General features: G+C 41.1%; 20 protein-coding genes. 17 read left to right on the top strand and 3 right to left on the bottom strand.

Annotated features, from left to right (window positions below; translation table 11 throughout):
• Window positions 1-111 precede the first annotated feature (111 nt).
• The 6 genes from trpS (at window position 112) to JG30_RS06735 (ending at window position 5,821) form a co-directional block, all read left to right on the top strand.
• Window positions 112-1,128, top strand: coding sequence for a tryptophan--tRNA ligase (trpS, locus tag JG30_RS06760; protein ID WP_046317506.1), 1,017 nt, complete (start codon window positions 112-114; stop codon window positions 1,126-1,128).
• Between the two features lie 379 nt (window positions 1,129-1,507).
• Entirely contained in the window at window positions 1,508-1,864 is a 357-nt protein-coding gene (locus JG30_RS06755; protein ID WP_046317504.1) for a PH domain-containing protein, read from the top strand.
• 168 nt (window positions 1,865-2,032) lie between these two features.
• Window positions 2,033-2,518, top strand: coding sequence for a MarR family winged helix-turn-helix transcriptional regulator (locus JG30_RS06750; RefSeq protein WP_046317503.1), 486 nt, complete (start codon window positions 2,033-2,035; stop codon window positions 2,516-2,518).
• On the top strand, window positions 2,515-3,981 hold the full coding sequence (locus JG30_RS06745; protein WP_046317502.1) for an MDR family MFS transporter: 1,467 nt from the start codon (window positions 2,515-2,517) through the stop codon (window positions 3,979-3,981). Before JG30_RS06750 ends, JG30_RS06745 begins: the two co-directional genes overlap by 4 nt.
• The gene (locus tag JG30_RS06740) at window positions 3,982-4,689 is read left to right on the top strand and encodes a DUF4811 domain-containing protein (protein ID WP_046317500.1); all 708 of its coding nucleotides are present in this window, start codon (window positions 3,982-3,984) and stop codon (window positions 4,687-4,689) included. It begins immediately after the preceding gene.
• Between the two features lie 187 nt (window positions 4,690-4,876).
• Window positions 4,877-5,821: a Ppx/GppA phosphatase family protein gene (locus JG30_RS06735; RefSeq protein WP_046317498.1), complete on the top strand. Its 945-nt coding sequence runs from the start codon at window positions 4,877-4,879 to the stop codon at window positions 5,819-5,821.
• Between the two features lie 123 nt (window positions 5,822-5,944).
• Here the strand turns inward: JG30_RS06735 and JG30_RS06730 are convergent, their stop codons facing one another.
• Window positions 5,945-6,457, bottom strand: a complete 513-nt coding sequence (locus JG30_RS06730; RefSeq protein ID WP_046317496.1) for a YbhB/YbcL family Raf kinase inhibitor-like protein — start codon at window positions 6,455-6,457, stop codon at window positions 5,945-5,947.
• Between the two features lie 97 nt (window positions 6,458-6,554).
• Here JG30_RS06730 and JG30_RS06725 point away from each other — a divergent pair, with 97 nt between their 5' ends.
• The 11 genes from JG30_RS06725 to JG30_RS06675 all read left to right on the top strand — a co-directional run bounded on the left by JG30_RS06725 (window position 6,555) and on the right by JG30_RS06675 (window position 16,507).
• Window positions 6,555-7,490, top strand: coding sequence for a hypothetical protein (locus JG30_RS06725; protein WP_046317494.1), 936 nt, complete (start codon window positions 6,555-6,557; stop codon window positions 7,488-7,490).
• 19 nt (window positions 7,491-7,509) lie between these two features.
• Window positions 7,510-8,202: an NAD-dependent protein deacylase gene (locus tag JG30_RS06720; protein WP_046317492.1), complete on the top strand. Its 693-nt coding sequence runs from the start codon at window positions 7,510-7,512 to the stop codon at window positions 8,200-8,202.
• Window positions 8,203-8,204: 2 nt separating this feature from the next.
• Window positions 8,205-8,459 (top strand): hypothetical protein, encoded by a 255-nt coding sequence (locus JG30_RS06715; RefSeq protein ID WP_046317490.1) that lies wholly within the window; start codon window positions 8,205-8,207, stop codon window positions 8,457-8,459.
• A 100-nt stretch (window positions 8,460-8,559) separates the two neighbouring features.
• Window positions 8,560-10,566 (top strand): methionine--tRNA ligase, encoded by a 2,007-nt coding sequence (gene metG / locus JG30_RS06710; protein WP_046317489.1) that lies wholly within the window; start codon window positions 8,560-8,562, stop codon window positions 10,564-10,566.
• A gap of 12 nt (window positions 10,567-10,578) precedes the next feature.
• Window positions 10,579-11,358, top strand: coding sequence for a TatD family hydrolase (locus tag JG30_RS06705; RefSeq protein WP_046317487.1), 780 nt, complete (start codon window positions 10,579-10,581; stop codon window positions 11,356-11,358).
• Window positions 11,345-11,917, top strand: coding sequence for a ribonuclease M5 (rnmV, locus tag JG30_RS06700; protein ID WP_046317485.1), 573 nt, complete (start codon window positions 11,345-11,347; stop codon window positions 11,915-11,917). Before JG30_RS06705 ends, rnmV begins: the two co-directional genes overlap by 14 nt.
• The gene (gene rsmA, locus JG30_RS06695; protein ID WP_046317482.1) at window positions 11,907-12,797 is read left to right on the top strand and encodes a 16S rRNA (adenine(1518)-N(6)/adenine(1519)-N(6))-dimethyltransferase RsmA; all 891 of its coding nucleotides are present in this window, start codon (window positions 11,907-11,909) and stop codon (window positions 12,795-12,797) included. Before rnmV ends, rsmA begins: the two co-directional genes overlap by 11 nt.
• 75 nt (window positions 12,798-12,872) lie before the next feature.
• Window positions 12,873-13,106, top strand: coding sequence for a Veg family protein (locus JG30_RS06690; RefSeq protein WP_046317481.1), 234 nt, complete (start codon window positions 12,873-12,875; stop codon window positions 13,104-13,106).
• Between the two features lie 77 nt (window positions 13,107-13,183).
• A complete protein-coding gene (gene purR / locus JG30_RS06685) occupies window positions 13,184-14,032 on the top strand; it encodes a pur operon repressor (RefSeq protein WP_046317479.1) in 849 nt (282 codons plus the stop codon).
• Between the two features lie 69 nt (window positions 14,033-14,101).
• Complete coding sequence (gene glmU, locus JG30_RS06680) at window positions 14,102-15,490, top strand: bifunctional UDP-N-acetylglucosamine diphosphorylase/glucosamine-1-phosphate N-acetyltransferase GlmU (protein WP_046317477.1); 1,389 nt, start codon at window positions 14,102-14,104, stop codon at window positions 15,488-15,490.
• Between the two features lie 36 nt (window positions 15,491-15,526).
• Window positions 15,527-16,507 carry a ribose-phosphate diphosphokinase gene (locus JG30_RS06675; RefSeq protein WP_046317475.1) on the top strand — a complete coding sequence of 327 codons (981 nt, stop codon included), beginning with the start codon at window positions 15,527-15,529 and terminating at the stop codon, window positions 16,505-16,507.
• A 53-nt stretch (window positions 16,508-16,560) separates the two neighbouring features.
• Here JG30_RS06675 and mscL read toward each other — a convergent pair whose 3' ends face one another.
• Both mscL and JG30_RS06665 read right to left on the bottom strand, forming a co-directional pair.
• On the bottom strand, window positions 16,561-16,926 hold the full coding sequence (gene mscL, locus JG30_RS06670; RefSeq protein ID WP_046317473.1) for a large conductance mechanosensitive channel protein MscL: 366 nt from the start codon (window positions 16,924-16,926) through the stop codon (window positions 16,561-16,563).
• Between the two features lie 25 nt (window positions 16,927-16,951).
• Window positions 16,952-18,289 carry an HD domain-containing protein gene (locus JG30_RS06665; RefSeq protein WP_046317471.1) on the bottom strand — a complete coding sequence of 446 codons (1,338 nt, stop codon included), beginning with the start codon at window positions 18,287-18,289 and terminating at the stop codon, window positions 16,952-16,954.

The following is an 18,289-nucleotide window of genomic DNA, read 5'->3' as shown; positions in this document are numbered from 1 at the left end:
CCTTAAGTGGAATAAGTGGTAGAGCAATCTACAAATAAGGTGGTACCACGGGTAATCGTCCTTTTGTTGCAAGTCAACAAAAGGGCTTTTTTGGTATAAGGAGGAAATAAAATGGCACAACATATTATGTTAACCGCTGATCGGCCGACAGGAAAACTGCACATTGGGCATTATATTGGTTCTTTGAAAAGTCGCGTGGAATTACAAAATAACGGTGAATATCAAAATTTCGTCATGATTGCTGATATGCAGGCTTTAACCGATAACGCTCGTAATCCGGAAAAAATTCAAAACAGCCTATTGCAAGTTGCTTTGGATTATTTGGCAGTGGGTTTAGATCCAAATAAATCTACTATTTTTGTGCAATCGCAAATCCCGGCCCTCAATGAATTGACCATGTACTACTTGGATTTGGTAACGTTAAGCCGTTTGGAACGCAATCCCACTGTCAAAACCGAAATTCAACAAAAACAATTTGGTGAAAGTGTCCCGGCAGGATTTTTAATTTATCCTGTCAGTCAAACAGCGGATATTACTGCTTTTAAGGCGGATACAGTGCCTGTGGGTGATGATCAGGAGCCGATGATGGAACAAGCCCGTGAAATTGTGCGTGCCTTTAATAATACTTATCAATGTTCAGTTTTAGTAGAACCACAAGGCTATTTCCCACCTAAAGGGCAGGGACGTTTACCCGGCTTAGATGGGAATGCAAAAATGAGTAAGTCTTTAAATAATGCCATTTATTTAGCAGATAGTGCTGATGAATTACATCGTAAAGTGATGCAAATGTACACTGATCCTCATCATATTCATGTGAATGACCCCGGTCAAGTGGAGGGCAATACAGTCTTTGAATATTTAGATGTTTTTGATCCGGATCAAAAACATGTAGCTGAGCTCAAGGCACAGTATCAACATGGTGGTTTGGGGGATGTCACCGTGAAGAAATATTTAGAAGAGGTCTTGGACGCAGTGTTGGCTCCAATTCGTAATCGCCGAGCTGAATATGCCAAAGATTTAGGAGAAGTGGCACGGATGTTGCAAAAAGGAAGTGCCAAAGCTAACATAACGGCTAATCAAACATTAGAGGAAGTACGGGCCGCTGTGGGTGTGAATTATTTTGATTAAACCAAGCTGCAGGTATTAATAGCTATCTATAACAGTGTTTGCACTTTTTCTTGACTAATAGGTTGAAAAGAAAATTCAATCCACCTAGAATGAAATCACTAATGGTGCTGGTCCTGATTTAACAAGGATGAAGAGCAATTTGTTTAATAATATAGTGTGCCTGGAAGCTTGCTTGCTTTAAGGGAGTTTAGAAAATAAATTGCTGCCAAATGTTTTCGAAAATTTTAATTGATTATTTGAAACTGTAGTCAAGTATTAAGGCCATCAGAGTTTAGCAGGTTTGTTTTATTCAAAATGCAAATTAGTTCCATAATTGCCCATTTAGTATAATCAACGTGGTTGCGTCATCGCAAAATTGGGTGTGAGGGGGGACAGTGCAATGGCTAACAAAATCACTTTGCAAACACGTCAGTTAGTTGTAGAGCCACAAGGACTGGATAAAATTTGGAGTTTACGCAAGAAAGTGGTCGTTCCCTATCAGCATATTCTAAGCGCCACAGTTAATAGTGAAATATCTAGAGCATCGCGGGGATGGCGCGTGCTGGGCACCAGTATACCGGGTTATTATTACGCGGGAACTTTTAAGAATCAAGGAATGCTCAATTTTTATAATATTAAAGCTGGCCGCACAGTCATTGTGATTAAGTTGCAACACGAAAAGTATCATTCTTTAGTGCTGGAAGTCAAAAATCCCCAAGCACTGGTGGCCCAGATTAATCAGCAAATTAAGCAATAAGATGCTCTACATGAGTTTTGAAATTTGTTCTTATTAATGGCTGATCGTTTCTTAAAACGATCAGCTTTTTTATGATCTATCTGTCAACAGTTAGTTAATGACAACACTTGACATTGATCAACAATTGAATTATGCTGGCAATTATCGCTGGAAAGGAGGTTGTCCCTTTTGGATAATCAAGCTTGGCATCAGTTTGAAGTAGGTTTTACGCGTGGAAAACGGCAACTCATAAGACAGTTTATTAAGCCCTATGGCGTTAATTATTTTGAAGGTTTATTAATTTTTGCAGTCGCCAGTTATCCAAGAACCAGTCAAAAAACGTTAGCCCAACATTTATTGACCGATGAATCGAGTGTAGCGCGTAGTTTGCGTAATTTAGAAGGGAATGGCTGGATTCAACGACAAGAAGATCCGACTAACCATCGTAAAAAAATTGTCCAGCCTACAGCCAAAGCTCAAAAATTTCACGAACAGTTATTACAAATCCTCGCCCAGTGGGATCAGATTTTATTTGCACATTTTACGAAGCAAGAGTTGGCAATTTTTAATCAATTGGTCCAACGGGTGAGCGACGAAATTCAACAGATTGATTTTACAAAAGTATTGCAAGAAGTCGGCCGCCAAGCGGTCCATAAACCAGAGGTGTCAGAATGAATTCAACAAAAGATCGAAATGGGAAACAATTTAATGTGATTGCGATGGTGGTCACTTTATTAGCGGGGACTTTTTGTACCGTTCTCAACGGAACTATTTTATCGACCGCTTTCCCGACTCTGATGAAAACTTTTAATATTTCCGCCGCCACCGTGCAGTGGCTAACTACCGGTTTTATGATGGTCAACGGGGTAATGATTCCAATTAGTGCGTGGCTCAGTACTCGGATTAACTCCAAAGCCCTGTATATTGGAGCTATGTCTACTTTTTTAGTGGGCACAATTATTTGTTACGTGGCACCGACATTTAGTATTTTACTTAGCGGTCGTTTAATTCAAGGAGTGGCCGTAGGCATTACGATGCCCTTGATGCAAACTATTATGTTAACCGTTTTTCCACCTGAAAAGCGGGGGATTGCAATGGGATTAGGCGGTTTAGTTATCGGTTTAGCGCCCGCCATTGGCCCTACTTTGTCAGGTTGGGTAATCGATAATTGGACTTGGCGGGATTTGTTTAGCATCATCATTCCGATTGTCACTTTAGTAGTTATTACGAGCTTTTTTACAATGCATTCAGTGTTAAAGAATTATCGAAACACTATCGACGTTTGGTCTATTATTGAGTCCACTATAGGTTTTGGCAGTTTGTTGTTTGGCTTCTCCTCGGTTGGGGATGACGGTTGGACTTCTCCTAAAGTCTATGGCGCCATTATTATTGGGATTATTTTTATTACGATTTTTACTTATCGTCAATTACATTTAGAGCAGCCGTTTTTACAATTACGGGTTTTTCAATCACCGGAATTTTCGCTGTCGGTAGTATTATCTGCGGTTACCAATATGGCGATGATGGGTATTGAAATGGTTTTGCCGTTATATTTACAAATTGTCAAAGGCTTATCGGCTTTTCATTCAGGATTGGCGTTATTATTAGGAGCTTTGATTACCGGAATAATGAGTCCTATTACGGGGGCCGCTTTCGACCGCTACGGGGCCAAACGTTTAGCAACTACGGGGATGTTTTTCTTAACCGCAGGGACAGTGCCGTTTATTTTTATTACCCAACACACTTCAATAGTTTATATTGTCGCTTTATATACCTTTCGGATGTTTGGCAGTTCAATGGTCAATATGCCGGTTACCACAGCAGGAATGAATGCCTTGCCTTACAATCTGATTAGTCATGGCACGGCGGTTAATAATACTTGTCGCCAAGTCTTTACTTCGATGGGAACCGCGATTTTAATCAGTGTCTTGACGAACGTTACTAATAATTTGAAACCGGCAACGAGTGTTTTGCGACAAACGCCGCTTGCATACCGGCAACAATTTATTACGGCTACAATTAGTGGTTATCGGGCTGCTTTTGCGGTTGCAGTAGGTTTTTGTTTAGTAACATTAGTATTATCTTTCTTCTTAAAAGATAAAGGCACCTCAACAGATCTGGCCACGGAGGAAGCGTAAATGATAATTATTTTATTAGTAATTGTGACATTAATTGGTTACTTTGGTGGTGTTTATTTACGTAATCGCCGAATAGGCAATTGGACGCGGGGCATTTGCGACGGGTTAATTGTCATTATTTTGGTGGCGATTATTGGTAATAGTACTTATCACTGGGGCATGAAAAAAGTTACCCAAGTGCAAACTGTGCCATTGGAATCTAGTCTTTCAGCCACTCATCTATCAGCACTGTTATATCGTGATTTAGGTACAGCGCACCAAGAACGTGTTTACTTGTATCGCGTGCCAGGATCGACCAAGCCCCAAGCGACTAAAACGACGACAGCTACCTGGAAGGTGCACACTACCCAGCGCTCGACCGCACAACTGGAAACGCGCCGGCAAGAATGGGTGTATTCCAATGGTTGGAGTCGGTTTTTATTTGGGATTGCTAATAATGACCATGAACTGATTCAGCGACATTACAATTTTAAAATCCCACAGACCTGGCTGGTCTTATCCACCCAACAAGCTCAAAAACTGCAGCGTAAACTCCAAAATCCCGCTATTCGCAGCCAAGTAACAAGTCAAATTCAACAACAAGTACAGCAATCTCTGGCTGAGGCGGTCAAACAACAGCCGCAGCTTACGTCACAGCAACGACAGCAATTAATCCGCTATAATCAACAGCGTTTTCAAAAACAAGCTTATCAAGCATTAATAAAATAAAGTGTGAACGTTAAAGTTGACACTTTTTTTGAGCCTTCAGTTTTCAGTGTGAAGAAGTTATTTTAGCTATGTTTGGTCAACAATCATCCTGATCTAAAAATCCTTCGGATAATTTAATTAAAGTCGTCGCTTTTCTGGGAATTGTTGTGTATTCTAAAAACAGAATGCATTGAAGGAGAACAGCAAGATGCAAAAAATTGCTCTCATTGATATTGGTTCTAATTCTATTCGGATGGCCCTGTATCAAATTGATGATCAATATCAAGTTCAAGAAATTCAACGATATCGTGAATTTGTGCAACTGGCTAAAAACCGGACGACGACTGGTGCCATCAATTCAGCTAATTTTCAAGCGGGCATTCAAGCTTTACGCAAGTTTCAAACCATCATTAAGTCACACCGAATTCAGCAAGTTGTGGCCACGGCCACTGAAGCGGTGCGTAAGGCTAGTAACCAAAGCGCTTTTATCCAAACAGCCCAGCAAGTAGCAGATATAAAAATTACGGTGTTGACGGGTCAACAAGAAGCATATTATGATTTTTTGGCAGTGCAACAATCCTGTTTGCAAGCTGATTTTTTATTTTTAGATACTGGTGGCGGCAGTTTTGAATTAGGGGTCGTGCAACAGCGACGATTACAGCAAACTGGCAGCTGGCCATGGGGAGCGGTTAATCTGTTTGATTTGTTGCAACAACCACAGCAATTGAACGCCGCCCAGCAATCCCAAATCCGAAGCTTAATTTTAACCAGTTTGCAATCGATCTCGCACAAGACAATCTCACACCTGGTAATGTTAGGCGGGGTGCATCGCTGTCTAATGGAGATAATCGGAGCTTCACCTGCTACCTGGCTTACACGTAAGCAATTACAGAAGTGGATAGTCAAAATTATTAATAACTCCTTGGCAGAAAATTTAAAATTATCTCAGATGGAACCGCAGCGGGCGCCTTTTATGCCCGTGGGGTTGTTACCTTTAGCAACAATCATGGAACACTTTCAAGTACAGCAGGTACAATTTTGCCGCAATGGTTTACGGGAAGGCATATTAGTAGAGTATATCCGCCAATTAAAACATCAACAAACTCCCTTTCTTTCATTTAATTTGAAGGACAATAGCTTACCCAAATCTTAAAAGATCCAATAATGGAGAAAGCTTAACTACAAATTATTGATTACCAAAAAAACTCCTTGCTGGTCCAGGAGTTTTTTATATTTCGCAAATTTCAAAATCAATCCTACCAAGGGTTTTATACAATTAGGCTCGATAAGGCAAAATGATTTTGGCATGAGCTAAGATGTGACCAGTGAGGGCATGTTGTAATTCATTCAGCCAAAAGCCGTTGGTTAAAGGCAGAATTTGATCTACGGCGTAGACACGTAATTCATAGCGATGCAGCTGATCTGGTGGGGTAGGTCCCACATAATGTTCATAGATAGTCGGATCCGTTTCGCCGATAAAAGAACTAATGGTGGAATTTTTGCCTTGTAAAAAAGCTACTGGTGGTTGTTGGCTGGCATTGGCTGGCAATTCTAAAACTTCTGCAGGTAAATTTGCACCCGACCAGTGAATCCACGAAAAACCACATACGGGAATAGAGTCTGGATCCGTGAAAGTAAAAGCCCAAGTACGAGTTTGAGCCGGTAATGCACTTATTTGTATTGGAAAAGATCGCAAGGGATAGTGATTTTTAAAATCTTCAGGATTGGCGAATTTCCCATAAGCAGCTGGTAATTGATTGTTACTATCTAATTTTACACTGACTTTCAAGCTAAAAACTCCTTTCGTAAAGCGTGCTATAATACTATTAATTATAATTAATTATACTCTAATAGATACTAATTATGAGTTTTAACTAGGTGATAGAATGCAAATTCAAGCTTTCCAACCAGCAGTCCAGGCTTTATTTAACGAAGTGCAAGACCGCTTAGATGGACAGATTATTTTAGAGACTGAACCGCGACAAGAAGAATGGGTAGCGTTTGATCAATCAGGACATCGGCGCGATGCTCAAGGCAACGTGCATATTATTTTAGTTCATTCAACACAACCCGATTTTACCTTAGCACATGAATTGCATCATGTTTTGTTTGAAATTACATTGGGACCACAAGTTCAGTTTCCGGTAACCACCGCCCGACCGGAATTAGATCAGCAAATTCAAATTACTGCACAAGCTCTGGTCGGCAGTGTGGAACATGGTTTGATTATGGACCAGCAGCGGGCCCGCCAGGAAATTACGCCTGCAATCGAACATGATTTCATTCAGGGAATAGCCCACAAGGTGCCTACAGCTAGTAATTATTTTCCATTACAGGTCTTAATGCTGCTGGATGCTTTGACTTTTAGTGGCGGTCAAGATTTGGCTGATTGGCAAACCACTTATGCGGCTGCCTTTGTGGCGGCCCAGACACTCTATCAACAATTAAAAAAGCATTTACGGGCAACACCTACGGGCATTCATCGTAGTATTGTGGAGTTATGGCAGCGATATAGCCAGCTATTAGAACAACATCAATACTTAGCTTTGCCTTACAGTGATTTTATTAGTTTGGCGCCGGTTTTGAGTCCCCGGCAATTGCGGTTAACTGTAGAGCAACTCTTTTTCATCAAACATTTGCCCTTTAATTCATTAAAAACGCATCAGCGCGCTTATGCTTTAGTCGGTCGTCAAGATCAACAAAATGCCGGGGAATTGCTTTCAGCGACCAAAGTGACTTCATTGGTGTATCAACAATGGTATCAACAACCAGTGCAAGAGTTTTTACAACAGCAGCAAATTCAATATCAGCTGCGGACTTAATCTAAAGAAAGGTGATTGTATGTTCGATTTAAATCAAGCCATTCAACAAGCTCATTATGTGGTTTTTATGACAGGAGCCGGTGTATCTACGGCTTCAGGGATCCCCGACTATCGTTCCGAAACTGGGGTTTATGCCGGTAAACAAAATGCAGAATATGCTTTAAGTCATGACAATTTTATTCAACATCCGCAAGACTTTTGGAATTTTGTCAAAGAAAATCTCTTCTTTCCCGAAGCCCAGCCCAATGTGATTCATCGTAAGATGGCCGCTATTACGAATCACAAAGGAATGGTGATTACGCAAAATATTGACGGCTTAGATCGACAGGCCGGAGCACATAACTTAGTAGAATTTCATGGCAATTTATATCAAACATATTGTACGAAATGTCAACAGGCAGTACCTTGGCAAGATTATTTACAGGATTATCATCATCAAGATTGCGGCGGAATTATTCGCAGCCAAGTGGTACTATACGGTGAAGGTATTGCCGAACAAAATGTGCAACGAGCAATTCAAGCCGTCCAACAAGCAGATCTAATTGTAGTGGTGGGGACTAGTTTTCAAGTTTATCCATTTGCCGGATTAATTCAATTTCGTTCGGCTGCTGCACAGCTAGTAGCAGTTAATAAAACCCCATTAGCGATACCGCAGCAGGCGACAATGCTGGTGGGAGATGCTACGAAAATTTTCGATAAATTGGAGGAATAGTGATGGCAGCAACGGCTTGGCAAACACAAATGCAGGAGCTAGACCAACAAATTTTACAACTTTTTGCTGAAAAATTGACAGTGGCACAACAGGCATTTCAACAAACAAAGACACCACAATTAAGTGTCGCCCAGGCTAATCAAATAAAAGAATTTCCTGCCCAGTATCAACAGTATTTAGCTGCATTAGCCGAAGATCTGCAGATTATTACACATCAATATCAAGCACATTTACTTCAAAATTCCCAGTCCCAATAACACCGATAACAGCTAATAGATTTCTAACAGTATGACTTTTGTGTGGTTGCTGGTAATGCTATAATTTAACTCAACTATTTTGGAGAAAGTGAGGACTCTCATGTCTGATAAACCAACTTTTTACTTAACGACACCCATTTACTATCCTTCCGGCAAATTAACGATTGGCAATTCTTATACCACCATTGCTGCCGATACGTTAGCTCGGTACAAACGTTCACGCGGTTTTGATGTTTTTTTCTTGACCGGCACGGATGAACATGGGCTTAAGATTGAACAAAAAGCCGAAGCACAACAAATGACGCCGCAAGCTTATGTCGATCAAATGGCTGCTGGTATTAAAAAATTATGGAAGCTATTAGAAATTTCCAACGACAAATTTATCCGAACAACGGATCCAGAGCATGTGCGTTCGGTACAAAAAATTGTGCAACAGTTAATTGATCAAGGCGACGTTTATCTGGGCGAATATATCGGCTGGTATTCAGTCGATGACGAAGAGTACTTTACGGAGTCGCAATTAGCAAAAGTCTATCGTGATGATCACGGCCAAGTCATTGGCGGTCTGGCTCCCTCAGGGCACGAAGTGAAATTGGTTAAAGAGCCTTCTTACTTTTTCAAGATGAGTAAATATGCCGATCGTTTATTAGAATACTATGATCAACATCCTAATTTTATTCAACCTGAAAGTCGTAAACGGGAAATGATCAATAATTTTATTAAACCCGGCTTAGAAGATTTGGCGATGTCGCGGACTAGTTTTAATTGGGGAGTCCCCATTCCTAGTGATCCTAAACATGTGGTTTACGTTTGGGTAGATGCCTTATTGAACTATGTGACAGCTTTAGGTTATGGCAGTGATGATACCACTTTGTTTGATAAATACTGGCCGGCGGATGTCCATTTTGTCGGAAAAGAAATTGTTCGATTCCATACAATATACTGGCCGATTATTTTAATGGCTTTAGATTTGCCGTTGCCGAAACAAATCTTTGGACATGGTTGGCTACTGATGAAAGACGGCAAAATGTCGAAATCTAAGGGCAATGTAGTTTATCCGGAAATGTTGGTCAACCGCTATGGATTGGATGCCTTACGGTATTATTTAATGCGGGCCATTCCTTTTGGCAGTGATGGTGTTTTTACTCCTGAAGATTTTGTCGAACGAATTAATTTTGATCTGGCTAATGATTTGGGTAATTTATTAAATCGCACTGTGTCTATGATTAATAAATACTGTGACGGACAACTGCCCTCATTAAATTTAGGACAAACTGAAGTGGATCAGGACTTAGAACAACAAGCCCAACAAACGATTGTGGCTTATGATGCGGCAATGGATCAATTCGAATTTTCGACCGCTTTAGAGGTTACTTGGAAGTTTATTTCGCGAGCCAATAAGTATATTGATCAAACTGAACCGTGGGTTTTAGCCAAAGATCCCAATCAAAAAGACCGCTTGGCTAATGTATTGGCACATTTAGCAGAGTCGCTGCGAGTAATTGCAATCTTAATTAGTCCAGTGATGACTCACGCGCCGCAAAAGATTTTGGCACAATTAGGTCTGGATGAGGCTGCCAAACAACCAATTGCTTTCGGTCATTTACCAAGCGCACAAGTCACGGCCCAGCCGCAACCGATCTTTCCTCGTTTAGATGTAGAGCAGGAAGTTGCTTATATTAAAAAGCAAATGACGGCCGAACAACAAAAAGCTCAGGCCACCGGCACTCTCAAAACTTCGAAATCAGCTGCAGCTAAACAACAAAACCCGCACAAAGCTGAAGTGGGCATTAAAGATTTCAATAAACTTCAAATTCAAGTAGTTGAAATTTTGGCTGTCAACAAAGTGGCCGGAGCAGATCGACTATTGCAATTCACAGTCGATGATGGTAACGATTCAACTCGGACAATTGTTTCCGGCATTGCAGAGTTTTATCCGGATCCTCAAGTACTAGTCCACCAAAAAGTTTTAGCGGTGACTAATTTAAAACCGCGGCAAATGCGGGGCGTGACCAGTAATGGAATGTTATTATCCAGCGAATACCAGGGCCAAGTGCAATTAGTGACCGTGCCTTCAACCTTGGTGAATGGTTCCCGAGTAGAGTAGAGGTTAAAGCGGGTGCAATTATTTGATTCACATACTCATTTAAATGATCCTCAATTATGGAATCAAGTGGATTATTATTTACAGCAGGCTCAAAAATACAATGTGCAAGAGTTGGCTGTGGTGGGTTCGGATGCCCAACTCAATCAACGGGCATTAACTTTAGCAAAACAGCATTCGCAAATACATGCTGTCATTGGTTGGCATCCGGAAGCCGCGGCGTTTTTCAATTTAAGCCAACAAAAGCAGTTGGTGGAGGATATTCAGAGCCCCAAAGTGGTCGCCATCGGTGAGATTGGTCTTGATTATTATTGGGAACAAAACCCTGAGCCTCGAGTGCAACAAAAAGCGTTTATTGAGCAATTGGAAATCGCCCAACAATATCATTTGCCCGTCAATATTCATACACGCGAAGCGTGGGCGGATACTTATCAGATTTTACGCCGGCATCCGGTTGCAGCAGGAATGGTTATGCACAGCTTTAATGGTTCTTTAGCGTGGTTAGATAAATTTTTAGCCTTAGGTTGTTATGTGTCCTTTAGTGGTGTGGTTTCTTTTAAAAATGCGACTGCTGTCCAATTAGCGGCACAAAATGTGCCCTTACAACGGCTGTTGTTGGAAACAGATGCACCTTATCTGGCACCGGAACCACAGCGAGGCAAGCTTAATCAACCCGCCTATACCTATTTTGTGGCCCAAGCTGTAGCCAATTATCGGGTTTTGCCATTAAACATTGTTGCCCAACATACTTTTAAAAATGCCTGTGAGGTTTATCAAATTCATGACAAAAATTAAAGAAGTAATTGTAGTGGAGGGACGTGACGATACGGCCCGTTTGCATCAAGTTTTAGGGGCAGTGGATACCATTGAAACTCACGGCTCGGCCATTGATGCGAACACTTTGGCTTTGATTAAAAAAGCTCAAAGTCAACGGGGAGTAATTGTTTTAACCGACCCTGATTTTAATGGTGATCGCATTCGTCGGATTATCGTGCAACAAGTTCCCGGGGTGAAACAAGCTTTTTTACGCCGCCAAGATGCCGTGCCGCCTCATCATCACGGTAGTTTAGGATTAGAACATGCGAGTGCCGCTGTTATCCAGCAAGCTTTACAAGCCGTTTGGACTCCGCAAAAGGCTACCACCACGCGATTATTGACACAAAGTGAGCTGGTGGAATTAGGTTTGAGTGGTCATCCCCAAGCGCGCCAGTTGCGCGAACAAATCGGTGATCTGTTGCATATTGGATATGCGAATGCCAAACAATTACCGCAAAGGTTGCAAATGTTTGGCATTTCTTTAGCTCAAGTGCAAGCAGCCGTTGCCCAGGCGAGAAAGGGAAAACATGGTAGTTGAAAAATTTGATATTGCAGATCCCTTGCGGACGCAATTAATTTTAAAAGAGAATCATCTGCGCCCCCAAAAAAGTCTCGGCCAAAACTTTTTATGTACACCGCAAGTGCTGAATCAAATTATTGCCAGCGCGCAATTAACTGCGACAGATATAGTTTTAGAAATTGGGCCCGGCATCGGCGGCTTAACACAGCAACTGGCTAAGAGTGCAGCTCAAGTTTTTGCTTTTGAAATTGATCAACGGCTGCTCCCCATTTTAAAAACCAATCTAGCTAATTATCCCAATATTACATTATTGAATTTAGATTTTTTAAAACTGGATTTGCAGCAGTTTTGGCAGCAAAATCGACTCACTGACCGCCAGGTGAAAGTAGTTGCTAATTTGCCTTACTACATTACCACCCCCATTTTATTCAAATTATTAGCCGCACCGGTACCCTTACAGCAGTTAGTTTTAATGATGCAAAAAGAAGTGGCAGAGCGTTTAATAGCCCAGCCAGGTCATCGCGCTTATGGAGCTTTGAGCGTTTTAGTCCAATTACGTAGCCAAGTCACTTTGACACATGAAGTTGCTCCGCAGGCGTTTATTCCCCAGCCGCGGGTAGATTCCGCTATTGTTAGTTTTGATATTTTGAAGCAGCCACGTTATCCGATTGCAGATGATCGCCAATTTCAAAAGTTTGTCCAAGCAGTCTTTCGCCAAAAACGCAAGACCTTATGGAATAATTTGTTAAAATATGTCGGAGCTGGCTCGAAGCAAAAACAACTTTTAGAGCAAGTTTTTCAAAACTGCCATTTGGAACATAATATACGAGCAGAGCAACTCTCCTTGGCGGCCTTAGTACAGTTAAACAATCAGATTAATCAATATTTTAAATTATAATTTGTTATAATCAATAATTAAATTGATTTTTTAGCCTGAATGTGATAAAATAAGACCCCGGAAGGGGTTGATTTGGTGCCAACATCATTTGCTTCAATTAAACGTGATTTAGATCGTCATCTAGGTGAAAATATTACAGTCGTGGCCCAAGCAGGGCGCAAACGTGTTACTCGTCGTCATGGTAAACTAGCTGAGACCTTTCATTCTGTTTTTGTTGTGGACTTAGATCCCGCTGAGAATTCTTTTGATCGTGTTTCCTACAGTTACGCGGATTTATTAACTAAATCCATTCAATTGACTTTTGATTAAAGATTGCCAAAGGCAATCTTTTTTATTACGATAATTAATAGTTCTAATTTAAATAAAAAGATACAAGTAGGCAGCTTATGAAAACACGAAGAAGTGAACGTTTGGTCGACATGACAAATTATTTGGAGAATCGACCGTATCAATTGGTACCTTTAACCTTTTTTGCACGGCGTTATCAATCCGCCAAATCTTCTATTAGCGAAGATATTACCATTATTAAACATGTTTTCTTAAAACAAGGAATTGGTCTCATTGAAACTATTCCAGGTGCTGGGGGTGGAGTTTTGTTTACTCCCGGCATTAATCGGCAAATGGCGACGGAATTTTTACAACAGTTACAACAAAAATTAACTGATCCGCAGCGGATTTTACCAGGGGGATATTTGTATTTATCTGATGTAATTGGAGATCCACAGATTTTGCGGCAAATCGGCCAATTAATCGCGACACAGTATGCGAAACAGCCAATTGATGCGATTATGACCATGGCCACTAAGGGTATACCGATTGCCCAAAGTGTTGCCTATTATCTTAATGTACCTTATGTAATTGTCCGGCGGGAATCCAAAGTAACGGAAGGGCCTACTTTAAGCGTCAATTACGATTCCGGATCTATTTCCCGAGTGGAAAAAATGGAACTATCGAAGCGTAGTTTGCCACTGCATTCACGAGTGATCGCAATTGACGATTTTATGAAAGGTGGCGGTACGGTTAGCGGATTACGCAATTTGGTACACGAGTTTGAAAGTGAACTTTTAGGAGTGACAGTCCTAGTTGAATCTGGTAAATTAGTAAGCGCCAAAAAAGACCAAACTGTTTCTTTATTACAGTTGGATAGTTTAGATGTGGAGACCAAATCTTTAACCATGAGCACAGGCAGCTATTTGGATCAAGTAGATTTTACTCCCTTTGAATTAAATCGTTGAGCGGATTTCTTGCTTAGGGTATGATTATCCTGGTATTACTAAATTATGAAGAAATTGAAGGGAACATTGATGTCAAATCGTTTTACTGTGATTTTAGCAGCTGGCCAAGGCACAAGAATGAAATCAAAACTGTATAAAGTTTTGCATCCCGTTTGCGGCCGGGCAATGGTGGATCACGTATTAACGCAAGTGGAAGCCACGCAACCACAGCAAATAGTTACGGTTATTGGTTGTGGGGCCCAGCAAGTACAACAACTATTACAACAACGGACGCAATACGCAGTACAAGCGCAACAATTAGGAACGGCACATGCAGTGTTGCAAAGTGAGTCGCTTTTAGGAACCAAGCAAGGGACCACATTAGTCATTAGTGGGGATACGCCCTTATTTACAGCCGCAACTTTACAGAAATTATTTACTTATCATGAACAGCAACAAGCCTTAGCGACGGTGTTAACTGCTCAAGCCCCGGATCCATTTGGCTATGGCCGAGTAATTCGTGATGACCACGATCAGGTTCAAAAGATTGTCGAACAAAAAGATGCTACGCCACAAGAACAAGCAGTACGAGAAATCAATACGGGCGTTTATTGTTTTGATAATCAAGCCCTGTTTCATTATTTGCATCTAGTCCGCAATGACAATGCCCAACATGAATATTATTTGCCGGATGTCATTGAGTTGATGCGCAAAGATCAGCAAACAGTGGCCGCTTTTCAAATGGCGAACTTTGAGGAATCTTTGGGAGTTAATGATCAAGCCGCGTTGGCCCAAGCTACAGCCTTAATGCAGTTACGCATTAATCAACAGCACATGGCTAATGGAGTGACCTTAATTGATCCGCAGCATACGATGATTGATATTGACGTGACAATCGGTGCAGACACCTTGATTGAAGCGGGTGTGACTTTGAAAGGTAAAACGCAAATTGGAGCTAATTGTGAAATCACCCAAGGGTCACGCATCACAGATTCCATTATTGCAGATCAGGTTCGTATAGAAAGTTCTTGTCTCGAAAAAGCAGTTATGCAAGAAGGTAGCGATATCGGACCTAATTCCCATTTGCGACCGCAGACTGAAATTGGTCCCCAAGTGCATATTGGTAATTTTTGTGAAATTAAAAAATCCCAGATTGGAGCACGGACCAAAATTGGACATCTGAGTTATGTGGGCGATGCCACATTAGGCAGTGATATTAATGTAGGCTGTGGGGTAGTCTTTGTGAATTATGATGGTGTCCAAAAATGGCATAGTGAAGTTGGAGATCATACGTTTATTGGCAGTAATTCTAATATTGTAGCACCTGTCAAAATTGCAGATCATGCTTTTGTAGCCGCGGGATCAACGATTACGGCTGATATTAGTCAACATGATTTAGCTATTGCACGGGCTCGCCAAGTCAACAAACCAGATTATTGGTCGAGGTTGCCCTTGGCGAAAGATTCTGATTGGCAATAAATAAAATAATCTATATTTAGAGAAAGAGAGTAAATGATGTCTACCAAAAATGCTGAATGTCCGATGAAGATTTTTGCTTTAAATTCAAATAAGCCACTAGCTGAAAAAATTTCCCATTATATGGGTGTTCCTTTAGGTAAATGTTCCGTCAATCGGTTTAGTGATGGTGAAATTCAAATAAATATTGAAGAGAGTATCCGGGGTTCGGAGGTTTTTGTTATTCAGTCCACCTCTGCGCCAGTCAACGATAATTTAATGGAATTGTTGATTATGATTGATGCCCTCCGTCGGGCTTCAGCACAAACGATTAATGTAGTCATGCCCTACTACGGCTATGCGCGTCAGGATCGCAAAGCTCGATCACGCGAGCCCATTACGGCGAAGTTAGTAGCTAATATGCTGGAAAAGGCCGGTGCCCATCGAATTATTGCGATGGATTTACATGCAGTTCAAATTCAAGGATTCTTTGATATTCCGGTAGATCATCTGCTAGGAGCACCGTTAATTGCGGATTATTTTTTGGAAAACCAGTTAGATCAAGGAGCGGTGGTAGTTTCACCTGATCATGGAGGAGTTGTCCGGGCTCGGCGCTTGGCTGAATTTTTGAAGGCACCAATTGCAATCATTGATAAACGACGTCCGCGCCCGAATGTTTCAGAAGTAATGAATATTATTGGTGATGTCCGGAATAAACGGGCGATTATTATTGATGATATGATCGATACTGCTGGGACAATTTCCTTGGCGGCCCAAGCTTTAATGGAAGCGGGTGCTAGTGAAGTCTATGCTAGTTGTACGCATCCGGTCTTATCGGGTCCAGCAATTGAACGATTACAAGCTTCCGCAATTAAAAAACTGGTAGTAACTGACACCATTCAATTAAGTGATGATAAAAAATTGGATAAAATGGTTGAAATTTCGGTAGCGCCATTAATGGCGGATGCTATTAAACGCATTTACCATAATGAACCTGTGAGTCCATTATTTAACAATCGTTTTAAACGCCATCCAGCTTAAACGGTAATCAAAAAAGGACAGCTTGTACGGCTGTCCTTTTTAGTATGCAATTATTATTGCGGGCGATTATTGGAATTTTTTAAAAGATCACGAATTTCTTGGAGATATTGTTCTTCGGCGGAAGGTTGTTGAACCTGTGGTTTGGGCCGTTCAATTTTGTGAACACCTTGAACAATAAGAAAAACGACAAAGGCTATAATAAGAAATTCAATGACCGCATTGAGGAAAGATCCTACTTGGAACATACCGACTTTAATGGAAGATAAATCAATATGTCCTAAGAATAAGCCAATAAACGGATTTAAGATATATTTAGTTAAAGCATTAACGATGTTACTAAAGGCACCGCCAATAATAACCCCGACAGCTAAATCTAAAACATTACCGCGCATAATAAAATTTTTGAAATCATTTAACACTGCCGACTCCCCCTAACGTTTGCCCTCATTGTAGCGCATTGTTCTTAATATGTGCTTGAAAGGCGCTCAAACAGGAGGCAGTTTGACTGTGCGTAGGATCTGCCAACATTTCTTTGGGAAAATAAAACCGATGATCGCCACTGACACGACCGGCCAGTGCTTGGACTATCGGACTTATGGTGGATAACTCTTGCAAACTACCATCGGGTTGCATAATTTCAATTTGCGTTTTGGGTTCTTGAGCGGAGGGCTTGTAGGAATCATAGGGCAAATCAAAACTATTATTAATGGCAGTATAAAATTCAGGATCAAAGCCCGCGGCTTGAACTAAGTGCCGCATTTCTTGCAGTTGGTCTTCTTGACCGGGAACAAAGGTAACAGATTTGAAGGGATGGCGATCTAAAAAGCGGTGAACTAAATTTTGTAAAATTGAATCCGGATGATCACGCCATAAATTAAAATAAGTGTTTAAGACATCATCATCGAGTCGGAGGTAATCCGAAACATTGATGTCATTTTCAAAGAATGGAATTAACAGACTGGGCATTTCAAAGCCGGCCATTTCACCTTTTTCATAAAGATATTTAGCCCGATGGAGTAATTTAGTCAACACAACTTCCATCCCCCGTGAAACTGGATGAAAATAAATTTGTTGATACATTTGAAAGCGGGAAACTAAGTAATCCTCCACCGCATGCATGCCGCCAATTTCAAAAGCTAAACCTGAGCGGTAAGGATGAATGACTCGCATGATCCGGGTTAAATCGAACGTGCCGTATTGAGTTCCCGTATAATAGGCATCACGTAATAAATAATCCATTCGATCGGCGTCAATTTGACTGGAAATCATTTGGACAACTTGTTCATTGGGATAGGTTTTGGCTATTACTGCGGCTACTTTTTCAGGAAACTGCGGCTCAACTTGTCGCAAAATTTGATTGACTTTAGTTTGTGGTGAAGTAATAATCTTTTGGGTCCATTGTTCATGATCTGTGTTAAAAATATGTTCAAAAGTGTGCGAATACGGACCATGACCGATATCATGTAATAAAGCGGCACATAAAGCTACTAAGCACTCCGAATTGTCCCATAAACCATCGTGAGCATTTTGGGTCGGATAATTCCGGGCAAAAGTTTCACAAATTTTACGGGTAATTTCGTAGACACCTAAACAATGAGAAAAGCGCGAATGTTCCGCCCCGTGAAAAGTGAAGGACGTGGTACCTAATTGTTTAATGCGCCGGAGGCGTTGAAACTCTGGAGTGTTAATTAAGTCTAAAATCACGCGATGACGCACGTGAATATAGTTATGGACAGGATCGCGAAAGACTTTTTCGCGGGGTAAAAAGGCGACTTGGAGCAT

This window comes from Bombilactobacillus mellifer (genome assembly GCF_000970795.1).
GTDB classification, from domain to species: Bacteria; Bacillota; Bacilli; order Lactobacillales; family Lactobacillaceae; genus Bombilactobacillus; species Bombilactobacillus mellifer.
This window is presented reverse-complemented; position numbering and strand designations above follow the sequence as displayed.

Bases quoted from the DNA above. Each gene is read 5' to 3' on its own strand.
- trpS (WP_046317506.1), top strand. From the start codon at position 112: ATGGCACAACATATTATGTTAACCGCTGATCGGCCGACAGGAAAACTG.
- JG30_RS06755 (WP_046317504.1), top strand. From the start codon at position 1,508: ATGGCTAACAAAATCACTTTGCAAACACGTCAGTTAGTTGTAGAGCCA.
- JG30_RS06745 (WP_046317502.1), top strand. From the start codon at position 2,515: ATGAATTCAACAAAAGATCGAAATGGGAAACAATTTAATGTGATTGCG.
- JG30_RS06740 (WP_046317500.1), top strand. From the start codon at position 3,982: ATGATAATTATTTTATTAGTAATTGTGACATTAATTGGTTACTTTGGT.
- JG30_RS06735 (WP_046317498.1), top strand. From the start codon at position 4,877: ATGCAAAAAATTGCTCTCATTGATATTGGTTCTAATTCTATTCGGATG.
- JG30_RS06725 (WP_046317494.1), top strand. From the start codon at position 6,555: ATGCAAATTCAAGCTTTCCAACCAGCAGTCCAGGCTTTATTTAACGAA.
- JG30_RS06720 (WP_046317492.1), top strand. From the start codon at position 7,510: ATGTTCGATTTAAATCAAGCCATTCAACAAGCTCATTATGTGGTTTTT.
- JG30_RS06715 (WP_046317490.1), top strand. From the start codon at position 8,205: ATGGCAGCAACGGCTTGGCAAACACAAATGCAGGAGCTAGACCAACAA.
- metG (WP_046317489.1), top strand. From the start codon at position 8,560: ATGTCTGATAAACCAACTTTTTACTTAACGACACCCATTTACTATCCT.
- rnmV (WP_046317485.1), top strand. From the start codon at position 11,345: ATGACAAAAATTAAAGAAGTAATTGTAGTGGAGGGACGTGACGATACG.
- rsmA (WP_046317482.1), top strand. From the start codon at position 11,907: ATGGTAGTTGAAAAATTTGATATTGCAGATCCCTTGCGGACGCAATTA.
- purR (WP_046317479.1), top strand. From the start codon at position 13,184: ATGAAAACACGAAGAAGTGAACGTTTGGTCGACATGACAAATTATTTG.
- glmU (WP_046317477.1), top strand. From the start codon at position 14,102: ATGTCAAATCGTTTTACTGTGATTTTAGCAGCTGGCCAAGGCACAAGA.
- JG30_RS06675 (WP_046317475.1), top strand. From the start codon at position 15,527: ATGTCTACCAAAAATGCTGAATGTCCGATGAAGATTTTTGCTTTAAAT.
- JG30_RS06665 (WP_046317471.1), bottom strand. From the start codon at position 18,289: ATGCTCCAAGTCGCCTTTTTACCCCGCGAAAAAGTCTTTCGCGATCCT.